Origin of the sequence: Sulfitobacter sp. 1A12056, from assembly GCF_043558125.1 — a bacterium.
GTDB lineage: Bacteria > Pseudomonadota > Alphaproteobacteria > Rhodobacterales > Rhodobacteraceae > Sulfitobacter > Sulfitobacter faviae.
In genome coordinates this window covers 1-17,182 of sequence record NZ_JBIFFY010000004.1, presented here as the reverse complement: position 1 = coordinate 17,182, position 17,182 = coordinate 1, and the positions used below count along the sequence as shown (strand labels likewise).

The 17,182-nt window shown below is 61.3% G+C and carries 18 protein-coding genes, 1 pseudogene and 1 riboswitch; of the genes and pseudogenes, 11 read left to right on the top strand and 8 right to left on the bottom strand.

The window, feature by feature from the left end:
• The gene (gene mce / locus ACGYLD_RS09845; RefSeq protein ID WP_067261515.1) at nucleotides 1-405 is read right to left on the bottom strand and encodes a methylmalonyl-CoA epimerase; all 405 of its coding nucleotides are present in this window, start codon (nucleotides 403-405) and stop codon (nucleotides 1-3) included.
• Nucleotides 406-531: 126 nt separating this feature from the next.
• Here mce and ACGYLD_RS09840 point away from each other — a divergent pair, with 126 nt between their 5' ends.
• Nucleotides 532-1,251 (top strand): response regulator, encoded by a 720-nt coding sequence (locus ACGYLD_RS09840; protein WP_394402541.1) that lies wholly within the window; start codon nucleotides 532-534, stop codon nucleotides 1,249-1,251.
• Nucleotides 1,252-1,260: 9 nt separating this feature from the next.
• Here the strand turns inward: ACGYLD_RS09840 and ACGYLD_RS09835 are convergent, their stop codons facing one another.
• Nucleotides 1,261-1,983 carry a GNAT family N-acetyltransferase gene (locus ACGYLD_RS09835; RefSeq protein ID WP_271692368.1) on the bottom strand — a complete coding sequence of 241 codons (723 nt, stop codon included), beginning with the start codon at nucleotides 1,981-1,983 and terminating at the stop codon, nucleotides 1,261-1,263.
• A 149-nt stretch (nucleotides 1,984-2,132) separates the two neighbouring features.
• On the opposite strand from ACGYLD_RS09835, the gene ACGYLD_RS09830 reads away from it, so the two are divergent.
• From ACGYLD_RS09830 to ACGYLD_RS09815, 4 genes are all read left to right on the top strand, one after another.
• Nucleotides 2,133-2,306 carry a hypothetical protein gene (locus tag ACGYLD_RS09830; protein WP_271692370.1) on the top strand — a complete coding sequence of 58 codons (174 nt, stop codon included), beginning with the start codon at nucleotides 2,133-2,135 and terminating at the stop codon, nucleotides 2,304-2,306.
• A gap of 57 nt (nucleotides 2,307-2,363) precedes the next feature.
• Nucleotides 2,364-2,840, top strand: a complete 477-nt coding sequence (locus ACGYLD_RS09825; protein WP_067261510.1) for a hemerythrin domain-containing protein — start codon at nucleotides 2,364-2,366, stop codon at nucleotides 2,838-2,840.
• Nucleotides 2,841-2,952: 112 nt separating this feature from the next.
• Nucleotides 2,953-3,585: an MT-A70 family methyltransferase gene (locus ACGYLD_RS09820; RefSeq protein ID WP_067261508.1), complete on the top strand. Its 633-nt coding sequence runs from the start codon at nucleotides 2,953-2,955 to the stop codon at nucleotides 3,583-3,585.
• Nucleotides 3,569-4,300, top strand: coding sequence for a BglII/BstYI family type II restriction endonuclease (locus ACGYLD_RS09815; RefSeq protein WP_271688922.1), 732 nt, complete (start codon nucleotides 3,569-3,571; stop codon nucleotides 4,298-4,300). Before ACGYLD_RS09820 ends, ACGYLD_RS09815 begins: the two co-directional genes overlap by 17 nt.
• A gap of 29 nt (nucleotides 4,301-4,329) precedes the next feature.
• On the opposite strand, the gene aspS is transcribed toward ACGYLD_RS09815, so the two are convergent.
• The 6 genes from aspS to urtA form a co-directional block, all read right to left on the bottom strand.
• On the bottom strand, nucleotides 4,330-6,105 hold the full coding sequence (gene aspS / locus ACGYLD_RS09810) for an aspartate--tRNA ligase (RefSeq protein WP_271692371.1): 1,776 nt from the start codon (nucleotides 6,103-6,105) through the stop codon (nucleotides 4,330-4,332).
• A 158-nt stretch (nucleotides 6,106-6,263) separates the two neighbouring features.
• Complete coding sequence (urtE, locus tag ACGYLD_RS09805) at nucleotides 6,264-6,959, bottom strand: urea ABC transporter ATP-binding subunit UrtE (protein WP_271692372.1); 696 nt, start codon at nucleotides 6,957-6,959, stop codon at nucleotides 6,264-6,266.
• Entirely contained in the window at nucleotides 6,946-7,701 is a 756-nt protein-coding gene (gene urtD / locus ACGYLD_RS09800; protein ID WP_271692373.1) for an urea ABC transporter ATP-binding protein UrtD, read from the bottom strand. Before urtD ends, urtE begins: the two co-directional genes overlap by 14 nt.
• Nucleotides 7,698-8,879 carry an urea ABC transporter permease subunit UrtC gene (urtC, locus tag ACGYLD_RS09795; protein ID WP_271692374.1) on the bottom strand — a complete coding sequence of 394 codons (1,182 nt, stop codon included), beginning with the start codon at nucleotides 8,877-8,879 and terminating at the stop codon, nucleotides 7,698-7,700. The genes urtD and urtC overlap by 4 nt, the downstream gene beginning before the upstream one ends.
• A 3-nt stretch (nucleotides 8,880-8,882) precedes the next feature.
• Nucleotides 8,883-10,811 carry an urea ABC transporter permease subunit UrtB gene (gene urtB / locus ACGYLD_RS09790; protein ID WP_394402368.1) on the bottom strand — a complete coding sequence of 643 codons (1,929 nt, stop codon included), beginning with the start codon at nucleotides 10,809-10,811 and terminating at the stop codon, nucleotides 8,883-8,885.
• A 76-nt stretch (nucleotides 10,812-10,887) separates the two neighbouring features.
• Nucleotides 10,888-12,174 carry an urea ABC transporter substrate-binding protein gene (urtA, locus tag ACGYLD_RS09785; RefSeq protein ID WP_394402365.1) on the bottom strand — a complete coding sequence of 429 codons (1,287 nt, stop codon included), beginning with the start codon at nucleotides 12,172-12,174 and terminating at the stop codon, nucleotides 10,888-10,890.
• 355 nt (nucleotides 12,175-12,529) lie between these two features.
• Here urtA and ACGYLD_RS09780 point away from each other — a divergent pair, with 355 nt between their 5' ends.
• From ACGYLD_RS09780 to ACGYLD_RS09755, 6 genes and pseudogenes are all read left to right on the top strand, one after another.
• On the top strand, nucleotides 12,530-13,162 hold the full coding sequence (locus tag ACGYLD_RS09780; RefSeq protein WP_394402362.1) for a CobW family GTP-binding protein: 633 nt from the start codon (nucleotides 12,530-12,532) through the stop codon (nucleotides 13,160-13,162).
• Between the two features lie 13 nt (nucleotides 13,163-13,175).
• Complete coding sequence (locus ACGYLD_RS09775) at nucleotides 13,176-13,607, top strand: GTP-binding protein (protein WP_394402359.1); 432 nt, start codon at nucleotides 13,176-13,178, stop codon at nucleotides 13,605-13,607.
• 25 nt (nucleotides 13,608-13,632) lie between these two features.
• Nucleotides 13,633-13,847, top strand: a riboswitch (cobalamin riboswitch).
• A gap of 119 nt (nucleotides 13,848-13,966) precedes the next feature.
• The gene (locus ACGYLD_RS09770) at nucleotides 13,967-14,374 is read left to right on the top strand and encodes a DUF1636 domain-containing protein (RefSeq protein ID WP_271692378.1); all 408 of its coding nucleotides are present in this window, start codon (nucleotides 13,967-13,969) and stop codon (nucleotides 14,372-14,374) included.
• A complete protein-coding gene (locus ACGYLD_RS09765) occupies nucleotides 14,371-15,153 on the top strand; it encodes an ABC transporter ATP-binding protein (protein WP_271692379.1) in 783 nt (260 codons plus the stop codon). Before ACGYLD_RS09770 ends, ACGYLD_RS09765 begins: the two co-directional genes overlap by 4 nt.
• 14 nt (nucleotides 15,154-15,167) lie before the next feature.
• A pseudogene (locus ACGYLD_RS09760) lies at nucleotides 15,168-16,018 on the top strand (ABC transporter substrate-binding protein).
• Between the two features lie 78 nt (nucleotides 16,019-16,096).
• Nucleotides 16,097-17,077, top strand: coding sequence for an iron ABC transporter permease (locus tag ACGYLD_RS09755; RefSeq protein WP_271693858.1), 981 nt, complete (start codon nucleotides 16,097-16,099; stop codon nucleotides 17,075-17,077).
• Nucleotides 17,078-17,182 lie beyond the last annotated feature (105 nt).

Here is a 17,182-nt window from a genome sequence, read left to right as displayed (position 1 = left end):
TCAGACCTCCTCAAGCTCGACGAGCGCGCCGTTGAAATCCTTGGGATGCAGGAACAACACCGGCTTGCCATGGGCCCCGATCTTCGGCTCGCCTGAGCCCAAGACACGCGCGCCGGTGGATTTCAGATGGTCCCGCGCGGCGAGGATGTCTTCGACCTCATAGCAGATGTGGTGGATGCCGCCTGCGGGGTTCTTTTCCAGAAAGCCGTTGATCGGGCTGTCTTCGCCCAAGGGATGCAGCAATTCGATCTTGGTGTTCGGCAGTTCGATGAAGATCACGGTCACCCCGTGGTCCGGTTCGGCCTGCGGCGCGCCGACCTTGGCACCAAGCGCGTGGCGATACTGATCCGCCGCCGCTTCGAGATCCGGCACCGCGATGGCCACATGGTTAAGACGTCCGATCATCCTGAATGCTCCTCGTGATTTGCCAGCTTTATGCCCGCCGCCCCGGTAAACAACAATGCGTCACGTTAACGCGTCATTAGCCAACGCGGCGTAACGATGGCGCTGCAGTTGTTGTTGGAGGCGATGATGGACGATACCGACCCCTTTGAAAGACCGACCCTCACCCCCACGGCGGAGCGGCCATTGCTGGGCCTTACCGTTCTGGTGGTCGAAGACAGCCGTTTCGCCTGTGAGGCGATGCGCCTGCTCTGCTTGCGCTCGGGCGCGCGGATCAGACGGGCGGACTGCCTGCGCTCGGCCCGGCGGCATTTGCAGGTCTACCGCCCCAGCGTGGCGTTGGTCGACCTTGGCCTGCCCGATGGCAGCGGGTTGGACCTGATTGCCGAACTGATGCAAAGCACACCGCGGGTCGAGGCGATCATCGCCATCTCCGGCGACAGCCATATGGAGCCTGACGCCCGCGCGGCGGGGGTGGATGGGTTCCTGTCCAAGCCGATCACCTCGCTGTCCTCCTTTCAGCAAGCCATCCTCCCCGCGCTGTCCGACGACCGCCGCCCCCGGGGGCCGCGCATCCTGCCGGATGAGGATGTCACCCCCGACCGGATCGGTTTCCAAGATGACATTGCCCATATCGCTGACGTGCTGGGGGACGCGCCCGACAATCAAACGCTGGATTACGTCGCGCAATTCCTGTGCGGGGTGGCCCGTTCGGCCAATGACCAACGTTTGGAAGAAGCTGCCCGCGCCTTGGCCCATAAACGCGCCCTGGGCCAACCTGCGGGGCCAGAGACCGCAGCCATCACCGGGATGATCCAGCACCGCCTTGCTGAAAAGCTGGCGATCTAGCCTGACGGGTTAAAGCGTCGGATCCCCCGCCACCCGGACAAGGCGGGTCAGATCGCCAAGCCGCTCTTTCTGCTGCCCCTGCCCGTCGAAATTGCCGGGGGCAAGCCAGACCTCGAACGCCTCTTTCAGCGCGGGCCATTCCGTGTCGATCGCGGCGAACCAAGCCGTGTCGCGATTGCGCCCTTTGACGATGGTCGCCTGCCGAAAGACGCCCTCATAACTCAGCCCCAGACGCTGCGCCGCGCGGCGCGACGGACGGTTCAGCGCATCGCACTTCCACTCGAACCTGCGATAGCCCGCCTCAAAGGCCCATTGCATCATCAGGAATATCGCCTCGGTCGCCGCCGGGGTCCGCTGAAGCGCGGGGCTAAAGTTGATATGGCCCACTTCGATACTGCCCGCCTCGGGCTTGATCCGCAGGAAACTCGCCACGCCGAGCCATTGATCCCGCGCGCGGTCCTTTACGGCCATGAAATAGGGATCGGCCTTTTCCGCATTGTCGCGCACCCAGCGGTGGTACTGCGCCGCCGAAGAGAATGGCCCGTAGGGCAGATAATCCCAAACGTGATCCTCCCCCACATAGGCGGGGTAAAGCAGCGCCGCGTGTTTCTCGGCCGAAAGCGGTTCCAACACTACATGACGGCCGGTGAGCACCTCACCCCCCGGGCGCGGCGGCTCGGACCAATTCTCGACAAGGGGCCCAACGGGGCGCGGATCAGATTTACTGTTCATGGAAAAGTTATGCACCGGCGTTTTCGAGCCGCCAAGCTGAATAAACTTGAAATAATCGCATCAGACCCCAGTCTTGGCCCCCAAGCTACACATTGATGCCACAATCAGCCTTCAGCATCGTCGCAACCGCAAAGGCCCGGGAGGGTGAGATGAGCCAGCAGCACGCCAAAGACAGCGCGACACCCGCAAAGCCGGTCGACTGGATCGTTGTGGGCGCGAATGCGCTTGGGCTGGTCGTCGTCGCATTGGCAGCATTTCACGCGCAAACCGGCGGGCTGTTTCAAGAGGTTGCCAGCCAAGCGGCGCAGGGCACGGTCTTCTAAGGCGGGAACCTGCCGGTGGCTGCGGCGTTAGCCACAGGTAACACCAAAGGATTTCCCATGCCCTCTATCTATGACGCGATCAAAGAAGATCATGATGAACACCGCGCCCTGTTGAACACCATCGCTGACACCGAAGGCGATAGCGCCGAGCGCCGCAAAGCTTGGGACCGCTTTTACCATGACGTGAAATCCCACGCCGCCGCCGAGGAAGAGACCTTTTATTCCACGCTGATGTCCGAAACATGGGGCCAAGATCACGCCCGCCATTCGGTGCATGAGCACCAACAGCTTGACGACATCATGGAGGAATTGCGCGAAACCGATATGTCCTCGTCGGCTTGGCTGACTCGTTTCAAGCAGCTCAAGCATGATTACGAACATCACATGGACGAGGAAGAAGACGAGCTTTTCACCCGCGCCAAGAAGGTCATCGGTGAGGAACAGAACGACGCCTTCGGCGACAAGTTCCTGAAGCGTAAGGAAAAGGAAGCCAAACTCATCGAGGAAAAGCGCGAAGACAGCCTTGAGGATTGACCCAAGCCGCTTTTCCCTGCTAAATGTGTTCCCTTAACGTTCTTGTGGATATCCAGCCCCGCCGGGCAGGTTGCGGTTGCAAGAAAGCCCGAGGGAACGCAATATATTGGATATGAGCGATAATCCATCACAAGACCTACGCGACTTTCTGGGCAAAGACCGGTTTGGATGCGTCATGGCGGACCCGCCGTGGCGCTTTACCAACCGCACCGGAAAGGTCGCGCCCGAGCATAAGCGCTTGGCCCGTTATCCCACGATGACGGTTGAGGATATCTGCGCGCTGCCTGTGGCCGATCACCTCGAAGACCGCGCGCATTGCTACATGTGGGTGCCAAATGCCCTCCTGCCCGAAGGGTTGCAGGTGCTCAAGGCTTGGGGGTTTGAGTATAAATCCAACATCATCTGGCACAAAATCCGCAAGGATGGCGGCAGTGATGGGCGCGGCGTGGGGTTTTACTTCCGCAATGTGACCGAGATTTTGCTTTTCGGCGTGCGTGGTAAGAACGTGCGCACGCTCGACGCCGGGCGGCGGCAGGTGAACATGCTGCAAACCCGCAAGCGCGAGCATTCGCGCAAGCCGGATGAGCAATATGACCTGATCGAAAGCTGCTCTTGGGGCCCCTACCTCGAACTCTTCGGGCGTGGCGTGCGCGAGGGTTGGACCGTTTGGGGCAATCAGGCCGAGGCGGATTACAAGCCCGATTGGAAGACCTACAGCTACAATTCCAGTGTCGCGGCTGAGTAATCTGGCGCGGCGCATCGACGACGCGGTTTTCGACGACGAAAGGCTTGTCGAAGACCTGCTGCCCGTCGATCTGCGCGACCGCTATTCCGTCACCAGCTACCGCAGCGCCGCCGCCGTGCTGCAACAACGCGCGCCCGAGGAATTGGCCGCGATCATCCGGGTGCTGCGCCAATTCACCATCAGCCGCGATGAAATCCGCGCGCCGGGGGGCAACCGCATGTCGGCCACCACCCGTTTCGCGCAATATGCGGCAGCCGAGAATTTCCACGAAGAGGTGCGCATCAAGGCCGACCTGCTGGTGCAGCTCACCGCGGGCAAGGGCGACAGCGCGCCGGAGGTTGACCGCATCATCCGCGAAGACTTCATCCACAATCATATGGTCGATTTCTGGCGCGGCCGGGTGGCGTTCGACTATGAGTGGAACAGCAAGGACCAGACCTACGACCGCGACCTATACGCCTTTCGCAGCTTCTTTGAAGCGGGGGTGATCGACGTGGGAGTCATCGTGACGCGCGAACTGTCGAACGACTTTTTCAAATCGCTCGGCAATTGCTTGGACAAATTCGGCAATGAGACCGACAAGACCGTCAGCGCGAAATTCGGGGCCAGCACCACCGGCACCCACAAGCTGATCAGCCGCATCGCCGCCGGGCGCAGCGGCGGCTGCCCGGTTCTGGTGCTGGGCATCCTACCGGGCAATATCACCCCCGACTGAGCCGGGGGCGAGGTTTCATTCAGACAGGATCACTCCTGCGGGATGACCCGCAGCCCCAGTTCCATCAGCTGATCGCTGCTGGGCTCGGAGGGGGCGTTCATCATCAGGTCTTCGGCGCGCTGGTTCATCGGGAAGAGGATGACTTCGCGGATGTTCTGCTCTTCGGCCAGCAGCATGACGATCCGGTCGATGCCCGCGGCACAGCCACCGTGGGGCGGCGCGCCGTATTGGAAGGCGTTGACCATGCCGCCAAAGCGCTTGCGCACCTCGTCTTCGCCGTAGCCCGCGATCTCAAACGCTTTGAACATGATCTCGGGCTTGTGGTTCCGGATCGCGCCCGAAACCAGCTCGTAGCCGTTGCAGGCGAGGTCATATTGATAGCCCAGCACCTTGAGCGGATCGCCCTCCAGCGCTTCCATCCCGCCTTGGGGCATGGAGAAGGGGTTGTGTTCGAAGTCGATCTTGCCGGTCTCTTCGTCGCGCTCATAAATCGGGAAATCCACGATCCATGCAAAGGCGAAACGCTCTTTGTCGGTGAGGTTCAACTCCTCGCCGATGACGTTACGCGCGCGGCCTGCGACGGCCTCAAAGCTCTTCGGCTTGCCGCCGAGGAAGAAGGCCGCGTCGCCGACGCCCAGACCCAACTGCTGGCGGATCGCCTCAGTGCGCTCAGGCCCGATGTTCTTGGCCAGCGGGCCTGCCGCCTCCATTCCGTTGCCCTGATCGCGCCAGAAGATATAGCCCATCCCGGGCAGCCCTTCCTTCTGCGCGAAGGCGTTCATGCGGTCGCAGAACTTGCGGCTGCCGCCTGTGGGCGCGGGAATGGCGCGGATTTCCGTACCCTCTTGCTCAAGCAGTTTGGCAAAGATCGCGAAGCCGGAATCTCGGAAATGCTCGCTCACCACCTGCATCTTGATTGGGTTGCGCAGGTCAGGCTTGTCGGAGCCATACCACAGCGCGGCGTCCTTGTAGGAAATCTGCTCCCAAGTCTCGTCGACCTTCTTGCCGCCGCCGAACTCTTCGAAGATGCCTGCGATCACCGGCTGGATCGTGTCGAAGACGTCCTGCTGCGTGACAAAGGACATCTCCATGTCGAGCTGGTAGAAATCGGTGGGCGAGCGGTCGGCGCGCGGGTCTTCGTCGCGGAAGCAGGGTGCGATCTGGAAGTATTTGTCAAAGCCCGAAACCATGAGCAGCTGTTTGAACTGCTGCGGCGCCTGTGGCAGGGCGTAGAACTTGCCCGGATGCAGACGCGACGGCACGAGGAAGTCGCGCGCGCCCTCGGGGGAGGAGGCGGTGATGATCGGCGTCTGGAACTCGCGGAAGTTCTGATCCCACATGCGCTTGCGGATCGAGGCCACCACGTCAGAGCGCAGCGCCATGTTCTTTTGCATCTTCTCACGGCGCAGGTCGAGGTAGCGATAGCGCAGACGTGTCTCCTCGGGGTATTCCTGATCGCCGAAGACCTGAAGCGGCAGTTCCGCGGCAGAGCCCAAGATTTCGATGTCGCGCGCGTAGACTTCGATCTCGCCCGTGGGCAACTTGGGGTTCACAAGGCTCTCGTCGCGCGCCTTGACGGTGCCGTCGATGCGCACACACCACTCCGCGCGGACCTTTTCCATCTCGGCGAAGGCCGGGCTGTCGGGGTCGCAGATCACCTGCGTGATGCCGTAATGGTCGCGCAGGTCCAGAAACAGCACACCGCCGTGGTCCCGCACCCGGTGCACCCAGCCGGACAGGCGCACATTGTCACCCTTGTTCTCAAGGCTCAGATCGGCACAGGTATGGCTGCGATAGGCGTGCATGATGGTCCCTTCCTAGGGCTATTTCAGGTTTCGCGCAGGTACACCGTTTGACGGTCGGGAAGTCAAGACTTTGCTGCCACGCGCCCCCACAATAATAGGAGGTTTCCGCGCCTGGACCCTCAGCCTGGGTCCTGCGCGATCCCGCTTTGAAGGGTCAGCTAGAGCGCAAGCGCATCCAAAAGCTGCTCTCTTTTCGCTTCTGCCTTTGGGATCGATTGGGTGATCTGGCCGCGCTGCATGACGTGGAAATGATCCGCGTTGTTATAGGCAAAATCAAAGTTCTGCTCGACCAGCACGATGGCCAACTCCCCCCGATCGCGCAGAAGCCGGATGGTGCGGCCAATCATCTGGATGATATTGGGCTGAATCCCCTCGGTGGGTTCGTCCAACAGCAGCACGCTGGGCCGCGCGATAAGTGCGCGGGCAATGGAAAGCTGCTGTTGTTGCCCGCCAGACAGGTCCCCCCCGCGCCGGGTCTTCATCTCAGCGAGCACGGGGAACAGATCAAAGATATCATCCGGGATCCTGCGCTCGGACTTGGGCAAGCAAGCAAAGCCCGTCTCAAGGTTCTCTTGCACGGTCATCAGCGGAAAAATCTCACGCCCCTGCGGCACATATCCGACGCCCGCCTTGGCCGAGAGTGCCGCACGCCCCGGTTGCAATTCCACGCCATTAAGCCTGATCGCCCCGTCTGAGAAAGGATGCCGCCCGGCGATGGCTTTGAGCAGGCTTGTCTTGCCGACCCCATTCGTGCCGGTCACACAGGTCACCTGCCCCACGGGGGCGTTCAAGGTGATGTCATGAAGGATCTGGGATTGCCCGTATTTCAGGCTCAGGTTCTCAATCTCCAGCATCGGTGCGCCCCAAATAAACGTCAATTACAGTCTGATTGTTGGTCACATGATCCAGTGACCCTTCGGCCAGCACCGATCCTTCGTGCAATACGGTCACCTTGCAGTTCAGCCGCCGCACGAACTCCATATCATGCTCCACCACGATAACGGCGCGGGTCTCGGCCGCCTTTTTCAGGATGTCGGTGGTGTGCTCGCGCTCATGCGCGGTCATGCCCGCGGCGGGCTCATCCACCAGCAGCAGGCACGGTGATTGCGCAAGCAGCATCCCAATCTCCAGCCATTGTTTTTGCCCGTGGCTCAACTCTCCGGCAGGGCGGGAGAGATGTGCGGTCAGGTTAATCTCATCGGCGATCTGTTCAAGTCGCGCCGCCCCCTCGGCACTTTTGCGATAAAACAGGACCGAGAAGGTGCCCCGCGGGTTCTTGAGCGCCATGGCAAGGTTTTCGCGCACGCTTTGCGCCTCGAAAACCGTGGGCTTTTGAAACTTGCGTCCGATCCCCAGCATGGCGATCTGGCTTTCCGACAGGCCGATGAGCGAGCGGCTGTCTTCGCCGAAACGAATATAGCCCTCATCCGGCTTCGTCTTGCCGGTGATGATGTCCATAAAGGTAGTTTTGCCCGCCCCGTTGGGGCCGATAACGGCCCGCAATTCGGGCTCGCCAATCTGAAGGCTGAGGTTCTTGATCGCCTGAAACCCGTCAAAGGATTTCGAGATTCCGGACATTTCCAAAAGAGAAGTCATGACTTGCGCACCAGTTTATCAAAGAGGCCGCCGATGCCCTTGGGCGCAAACAGCGTGATAAGTACAAAGCTGAGACCAAGCAGCACCAGCCACCAGTCGACCCAATGGATCGTATAGACCCCCAGATCGATGCTGGGCGCGCCGCCCCCCGTGAACCAACTGGACAGGAGCGAGACCACCGCCGCCCCGATGACCGCCCCGTAAAGCCGCCCTCGCCCGCCAATGGCGACCCAGACCGCGAGATAGATTGAGGCAATGGGCGCGATCTCAGCCGGGTTGATGATGCCCGCCTGCGGGTAATAGAGCGCGCCCGCGATGCCTGCGACAATGGCGGTGATGGTAAAGACGAACAGCTTATAGCTCTCAACATGATAGCCGAGGAAACGGACGCGCGATTCATCGTCGCGGATGGCTTGGATGATATTGCCCAGCTTGCTGTCGGTGATCCAAGCGAAGAACAGATAGCCCAATGCGAGCGCCAAGGCAGAGGCGAGAAAGAAGACGATTGAGACCACGTCTTGCCCACTATCGGCGAAACCGGGGATGTTTTGTAGGCCCGACAGGCCGTTGTTGCCCCGCAGCCCGCTGTCGTTCTGGAAGAGGTAAAGCGCCAGCGCGAGTGTCATGGCTTGGGTTAGGATCGACAGGTAGACCCCATTGACGCGGCTGCGGAAGGCAAGCCAGCCAAAGACCAGTGCCAGCGCGCCGGGGATCAGCACGACGAAGGCCAATTGAATCCACAGACTGTCCGCAAAGGCCCAGATCAGCGGAAAGTCGGATGAGCCGACAACCCCGAAAATCTGGTTTCCGATGGCGTCCGATATCTCCTGCGGCGTGGGCGGGATGGTCTGACCGGCGAGGCTGTCGGCCACGATAATCTCGGTGCGCGCATACATGAGCCACATCCCGATAGCGTAGCCCCCGATCCCGAAAAAGGCGAAATGCCCAAGGCTGAGGATGCCACAATACCCCCAGACCACATCCATTGCGATGGCCACAAGGCACAGGCAAAGGGTTTTGCCCAAGGTCTTGACGAAAGAGGTCGAGACAAGCCCGGTGCCCACCGCTTCGGACATCACCGTGACAAGGGCCGTGAACAGGCCCAGCGCGGCGAGGAAGTAGAGAACCGAAGGATTTCGCTCGATGAAGGAACTACGTTGGCTCTGCGTCTGGGTCATGGCTCAATCCGCCGCTGCCCGGCCTTTGGGGGCGACAATGCCCTTGGGCCGGAATTGAATGAACAGGATGATGAAAAGGATCATGTAGGTCTGGGCCGCCAGCGTGTTGGAGGGGTTCAACCACTCGATCCCCTTTTGCAGGAAGCCGATCAGCCCCGCGCCCGCCAGCGTGCCGAAGACCGATCCGACACCGCCCACCACGACGGTCATGAAGCTTTGCACGATGTAATTCGTGCCCATCTCAGAGGTGACCTGCGCATAAAGCCCGATGCCGACGCCCGCGACCCCGGCGATGCCGGAGCCCAGCCCGAAGGTCATCATGTTGATGCGATCCGGGTTGATCCCCATCGAGGCCGCCATGCCGGGGTTCTGCGTCACCGCGCGCACCTCCAAGCCAAGACGCGTGCGCTTGAGGATATACAGCAGCAAGAACAGAAAGATCAGCGCCAGCACAAATATGGCGATGCGGATGAAACTGATCTGAACCACATCCGAGATTACCAGCGCCCCGCGCAGCCATTCGGGCGATGTCAGCGGGCGGGCCTGCGTGCCAAAGATGTTCTTGGCGATCTGCTGCAGGGCGATCGAGATGCCGAAGGTCGCCAAGAGGGTTTCAAGCGGGCGATGGTAGAGATGGCGGATCACCAGCCGCTCCATCGCGACGCCCGCGCCAAAGGTGACAGCAAAGGCCAGCGGCAGCGCGATCAGAAGCGACACCGTGTAATCGGGAACGATGAGCTGCACCACATAGCCCGTATAGGCCCCCATCATGATAAACTCGCCATGGGCCATGTTGATGACCCCCATCTGCCCAAAGGTGATCGCGAGCCCAATCGCGGCGAGGAAATAGATCGAGGCCAGCGAAAGACCGTCGAGTGTCAAATCCAACGTCTGCGCCCAGCCAACCCGCGTTTCGACCGCGTCGAGCGTGGCGCGGGCCGCGCCGGTGATCGCGGCGTCCTCCTCTTCGTAGCGCTCATAAAAGACCGCGTTCTGCAAAGCGGTGTCGATATCATCCTGCGTTACCAGAGGCGGCACGCGGCCTGCCTCGGCAAGCGCGCGATAGGCATCCACACGCCGCGCCGGGTCATCCAATTGCGCCAGAGGGACGCCGCCCACCCGGCCATCGACGATATTGGCCTCCAGCGCCGCGCGTATCTCGCCTTGTGGCACGATTGCGGGGGCGAGGCCCGCCTCCACCAGCGTCTCATAACTTGCCGAGGGTGCTGCCGTGGGATCAAGAATGCGGGCGATGTTCCCCTCGGGCTGCTGTTCGGCCACGCCGGTCTTGGCCGAGAGGATCTGGCTCAGCACCGCCCGCGCTTCGAGGGAGGTGTCAGAGGAAAGGCTTTCAATCGCGCGGATGCGCTCATCAGCCGCCTGCCCAAAACGCGCGGTCAGGAAATTGGCCAATTGCGCCTTGCGCGCGCGCAGGGCGGGGTCATCCTCCCCGTCGAGGGAGGCCAGGAGCGGGCCAAGCTGGCTGGCATCGCTGCGACGCGCGATGCTTTCAAGCGCGGCGCGGCGGCGCGCAGGATCGGGATCGGACAGTTGAAACTGCACCAAGGCCGTGCCAATGACCCGCCGCACGCCACCATTGGGGCGCAATTGGCTGAACCCATCCGAGGGCGCAGTGGCCTCTTCGCCCGTATCGATATCCCGCAGCGCGAGTGTATCAGCCGCCTCGGCCCCAAAGTAGAACAGGCCCGAAGCATCGTCTTGCCAAACGTTCCGCTCGGCCCATTGCTCCAGAAAGACTGGCACCTGCGGCAAGTCCGAGGCCACCAGATCGTCCAATAGGACACCGACCGATTTACGCGAGGGTTTGACCACCTCCGCTTCGTGGGTCTGCAAAAGGGACTGGAGGTCCTGAGCGGATGCAAAACCGACAGAGGCCAGCAAGCACATCAGGCTGAGCAGCATTCGAACCATGAGGTATGGGGCTTTCGAAGAGGGAGTGGTCAAAACGGATGCCGGGCACGGCTGAGGACGCGCCCGGCTCTTGGGGTCAGTAGTTTGAAGTCAACTGAACGCAGGTCTCGGTCTCTTTGTTGTACATGCCGCATTCGAGGTCTTTCCAGTCGGAGACCAGAACCGCCGATTCAGGCAGGAAATCCGTCCATGCATCGCCCGGCACTTCTTCGGTCTGGCTGATGATGTCGAATTGGCCGTCTTCGGTGATTTCACCGATCAACACAGGCTTGGCGAGGTGGTGATTGGGCAGCATGACAGCCGTCCCGCCGGTGAGGTTCGGGAATTCCTGCCCATACATCGCCGCACGCACCGCATCCACATCCGTGGTGCCTGCTTCAGTGACCGCGTTCACCCACATGTTGAAACCGATGTAATGCGCCTCCATCGGGTCATTGGTCACCCGGTCTTCGCCCATCGCCTCTTTCCACGCAGCGACCCATTCGTCATTCTGCTCGGATTCAGCCGATTGGAAGTAGTTCCACGCCGCGAGGTGCCCCACGAGGTCAGCGGTATCGAGGCCCGAAAGCTCTTCCTCCCCGACCGAGAAGGCGACGACCGGAATGTCATCGGCAGAGATACCGGCAGCCGCCAGTTCTTTGTAAAAGCCGATATTCGCATCGCCATTGATGGTTGAGATCACGCCCACCTGCGTGCCATCCGCGCCCAGTTCGACCACATCCGACACGATCGTGGACCAGTCAGAATGGCCGAAAGGCGTGTAGTTGACGAAGATGTTCTCTTCGGGGATGCCCTTATCCAGCAGATATTGCTCAAGAATGTTGTTGGTGGTTCTGGGATAGACATAGTCAGTGCCCAGCAGCGCGAATTTCTCGACGCCCAGTTCCTCAAGGAAATAGTCGGTGGCCGGAATCGCCTGCTGGTTCGGGGCCGCACCAGTGTAGAACACGTTGCGCGAGCTTTCCTCGCCCTCATATTGGACGGGGTAGAACATCAGGCCGTTCAGCTCTTCCAGAACGGGCAGCGCGGATTTGCGCGAGACCGAGGTCCAAGAGCCAAAGATGACATCCACTTCGGAGACGGTGAGAAGCTCACGCGCCTTTTCCGCGAACAGGGGCCAGTCGGAAGCCGGGTCAACGACGACCGCTTCGATCTCACATCCCAGCAAGCCGCCCGCGGCGTTCTGCTGCGCGATCAGAAGCTCCATCGTGTCTTTCAACGTCGTCTCGGAAATGGCCATCGTCCCCGAGAGGGAGTGCAGCACGCCAACCTTGATCGGATCGTCGCAGGCCGCAGCGGCGGCTGATCCTGCGAGCAGAAGGGCAGCGGTCGCCGTGACTGTGCGTTTGGTGGAAAATTTCATGACGGTATCCCCGTTTGGTGTGCGGAGGAGCAAAGACGCGATGATGCCTCTTCCACACAGCGTTTATTGTTATCGCGCGCGGATGCCCCCCTTGCCGGACAACTCCCTTGGCGCCGCCCCATAGCGAGGCCCCTGCAGCCTCAATTTCAGGGCGCGTTGCAACAAGCCCTAACCCGAGGTCGCTTTCTGCGGCGCAGCAATAACGCCCTTCGATTGGGCGGTTTGAGGTGGACCTGCCAAAATTTGGGCGCTGAGCGCATGGATTTGGCACGCGCGGGGCATCGGCCTACGGGTTGCACCACATATTGTGATGTTATAACGTTACCAATATTATCCATAGCAGAGCCCGCAAACCATGCCCGCCACCGACAAACGTATCCCCGTCACCCTGCTGACCGGCTTCCTCGGCGCGGGGAAAACCACGCTGCTCAATCACATCGTCGCAAGCGAAGAGGCCCCCAAAATCGCAGTCGTCGTGAATGAGTTCGGTGAGGCCGGGCTTGACCACGACCTGATCGAAACCGCCGACGAAGAGGTCATTCTCATGCAATCGGGCTGTCTGTGCTGCTCGATCAGGGGGAATCTGTCGCGGACGCTGCAAGACCTCAAGCGCCGCAGGCAGACATGGCGCGTGCAATTCGACCGCGTCGTGATCGAGACGACGGGGCTGGCCGATCCCGGCCCCATTCTCCAGACCTTTTTAGCCGATCCCTATCTGGCCCGCAAATTCCGCGTGGACGGGGTGGTGACGATCGTCGATGCCGCGAATGGGCCGGACACGCTGGATCAGCAGTTCGAAGCCGTCTCGCAGGTGGCGATGGCCGACCTGCTGGTGCTCAGCAAATCCGACTTGGTGACCCAGCAAGCGCTCGCCGCCTTTGAAGGCAGGCTGCGCGACCTCAATCAAACGGCGCATCATCAAGGCCGAACGCGGGCTTATCCCGGTTGCATCGCTCTGGGGGCTCAGCGGTATGCGGCGGGCGGTTGATGCGAGCAACGTTATGGAATGGCTCACGCCCGTCGAGAAGTCCGATCCGCTTGACAACCTCTCGGGCTTCGCCGCGCCCTCGGCATCCGCGCCTATGATGCAAACCCACCAACATGATGCGCGGATCGGGTCGGCCTCTATCGTGCTAGACGCACCGATCCCGGCCGAGGCTTTCGACCTTTGGCTCGACACGCTGGTCAGGCTGCGCGGGTCCGATCTTTTGCGGGTCAAAGGCATCGTGCATCTGGAAGACGTCCCCACCCCCTTTGTCTTTCACGGGGTGCAGCATCTTTTCGATCCGCCCGTCCCCCTGCGCGACTGGCCAAAGGACGACCAGCAGTCCCGCATCGTCGTCATCGCCCGCGACATGACCAACCCCGAACTGAACCGCAGCCTCGATATGCTGCGCGCCCGGCGCGATGGGCCTGAGCGACAGGCGGGATAGCAGCTTGACCCGGCATGGCTCTTGGGCCACAGATCATGGCGATGGTTTCCAGCCGCCGCAGCGGCGTCTGGGATGAAAAGGGAATACGGTAAGGCAAGCAGCGCGCGCCGAAACCGTAACTGCCCCCGCAACTGTGAGCGGTGAGCGACCCCGGCAAAACCACTGAGCTTTAGGCTTGGGAAGGTTCGGGCGAGCGTCGATCCGCGAGTCAGGAGACCTGCCATCACCGGCACCGAGAGGGTCGTAATTGCAACTCAACCCAGACGGGGTGTCTGGTTAGGAGAACATGATGGCGACAGGGAAACTCCCCTGCTGTAGAACATGGCTGCTCGATCCCCCGCGCGTTCGCGGAGGTCGACATGGATACGCATCAAAACCACAGGATTACGGTTTGCACGTCATGCAAACACAAAGGCACGGATTGCCGCCCGGGCTTTGACCTAATCCAGAGGCTGAGCGCCGCAATCGCGGCAGCCGGCGCGGCGATCCCTGAGGATTTCGAGGTCGCGGGCGTGGCCTGTATGGCGGGCTGCGAACGCCCCTGCACGGTGGCCTATCATGCCAGCGCAAAGGCGACCTACCTCTTTGGTGATATCGACCCTGACGAAGACATCGACGACCTTGTGGCCTTCGCCCAGCACTATGCCACACTGAATGACGGCTGGTGCTCTTCGCTGGACCGCCCCGGCAAACTGCGCAAATCCACCCTTGCGCGGGTGCCCGCGGCGATGATCGAGCTGAAACCCAGCCACCTGCGCGTCTCATGAGGGCCGCCGATCTTGCGGTAAAGGATGTAAGCTGGGCGCCGGGAAAATCGGGCCAGCCGGTTCTACACCCGACGTCCTTTAACGTCGCAGCGGGTGGCGTTCTGGGTGTGTTGGGGCCGAATGGCGCGGGCAAATCCACCCTCTTGCGCCTGCTCTACCGTTTTCAACCGCCCCAAACGGGGTCAATCCATGTGGGCGGGCATAATATCTGGTCCCTCTCCGCCCGTGCCGCCGCGCGGCGCATCGCCGCCGTCTTGCAAGAACAGACGTCGTCCTTTGGGCTGACGGTCTTGGAGATCGTCCGCCTTGGCCGCACGCCTCATCGCGCGGCGTTTTCGACATCAAGCCGGAAAGACGAGGAGATCATCGACCGCGTCTTGGACCGGCTCAGCCTGCGCCCCCTCGCCCACCGCGATGTCGGCACCCTTTCGGGCGGGGAAAGGCAGCGCGTCATGGTCGCCCGCGCTTTGGCACAGGAGCCGCAGGTCTTGGTTCTGGACGAGCCGACCAACCACCTCGATATACGCCACCAACTTGAAATCGTGTCACTGATCCGCGGATTGAACATGACCATCGTCGTCTCGCTTCATGATCTCAATATGGCCGATGGCATCTGTGACGAGGTGCTGGTGCTGAAAGAAGGCTATCCGCAGGGCTTCGGCCCGCCAAATACGGTTCTGACCGATGATCTCGTCTCAAAAACATTTCGCGTCGACGCGCAGCGCGAGCGGCTCACCCCCAGCGGCGCGGCGCATTTCTCTTTTGCCCTTCCAGATTGAAACGGAAAACTCTTATGAAACTTACTCTCACCACCCTCGCCGCCCTGATGATCGCCGGATCGGCTATTGCCCAGACCACCGTTCAAAGCTGCGACCGCGAAGTCACCTTCGATCACCCGCCCCAAGCCGCGGTCGCCAATGACGTGAACCTGCTTGAGATGATGCTGGTGCTCGGCCTCGCAGACCGCATGGTGGGCTATACCGGCATCTCGGGCTGGAACAAACTGGACCAAGAGATGACCGCAGGTGTCGCGGCGCTGCCGGAACTGTCGGCGAGGTGACGCCGGAAACGCTCGCCCCCTTCGGCATTCAAGTCTATGAACTCACCGAAAGCTGCATCCATATCGGTCAAAAAGCCCCATCCTCGATGGAGGATATGTATAACGATCTGCGCAATCTCGGCACGATCTTCGACGTCTCGGATCGCGCGGAAAGCTTGATCGAAGGCTACCAAGCCGAACTCGACGCATTCCTAGCGGCGCTGCCCCCGATTGAGACCGCCCCCCGGGTCTTTGTCTATGACAGCGGCGAAGTTGTGCCCTTCACCGCCGGGGCCTATGCCATGCCGAACGCCTTGATCGAGGCCGCAGGCGGCACGAACATCATGAACGACCTTGAGAAAAGCTGGGCCACCGTCGGTTGGGAGGCCGTGGTCGCGCGCGATCCAGAAGTCATCGTGATCGTCAATTACGGCGAAGTCACCGCCGATCAAAAGCGCGCCTTCATGATGGAGAACCCCGCCTTCGCCGACATCGATGCCGTGCGCAACGACCGTTTCGTCGTGCTGGAATATGTCGAGGCCACGCCCGGCCCGCGCAACATCGAAGCGGTCAAAACCCTCGCCACCGCGTTTCGGGGGCAGTGAGCATTCATGACGTTTAAACCGCGATCGATAGCGCCTCGGAAACCCACGCGGGGGGTGTGGATCACTTGCCTGTTCGGCATGGCGATCCTGCTGGCATCGCTGTCGATTGCGGTGAGCGTGGGGGCCGTCGTGGTCCCCGTCGAAACCGTCTGGGGCATCTTGGCCAACAAGGCCGCCCCCGGCGCCGTGGCCGTGGACTGGTCCGCCGGGCGGGAGGCAATCGTCTGGAGCATCCGCCTGCCGAGAGCCATCCTTGCCTGTTTGGTCGGGGCGGGATTGGCGATCGTCGGCGCGAGCCTTCAGGCCGTCACCCGCAATCCGCTAGCAGACCCGCATCTGCTGGGCATCTCGGCAGGCGGCGCATTTGGCGCCATTCTGGCCCTGCTGCACACGGGGCTGTTCCTCGGAGGGCTGACCGTCCCCCTGCTCGCCTTCCTCGGCTCGCTCGGGGCGATATTGATCGTTCTTGCCGTCACGCAATTCGCGGCCGCCACCAGCGCCGACCGGCTGGTCTTGGCTGGCGTCGCCGTGTCCTTCATCGTCATGTCCGCTGCCAATGTGCTGATTTTTCTCGGCGATCCACGGGCCACACATACGGTCGTGTTCTGGATGCTCGGCGGCCTCGGCTTGGCAGGATGGGACAAACTCATCTACCCCGCCGTGATCCTGCTGGGCTGCGGCGCCTACCTCTGGCTCAGGTCCGGCCACCTGAACGCCATGACCGTCGGCGATGAAACCGCCACCACCCTCGGCATCCCCGTGGCGCGTTTCCGGCTCACAATCTTCGTCATCGGCGCCCTGATCACGGGGGTCATGGTCGCTTTCTCAGGGGTGATCGGCTTCGTCGGCCTGATGATCCCCCACATCGTGCGCCTAATGGTCGGCGGCGACTACCGCCGCCTGCTCCCTATCTCAGCCCTATGCGGCGCCGTGTTCCTTTTATGGGCGGACATCGTGGCCAGAACCATCATGGCCCCCGACGATATGCCCATCGGCATCGTTACGGGACTTATCGGCGGCGTGTTTTTCGTCTGGTTGCTGCGGCGCCAGATACGGTGAGGCGCATAACAATGAGAGACGCTGCAACGGTAATCCCCCCCGATCTTAAGGGGATGCGGAAGTAGAATTTTCTCGGCAGGATGAACGAGGAGATTCCGATGAAGA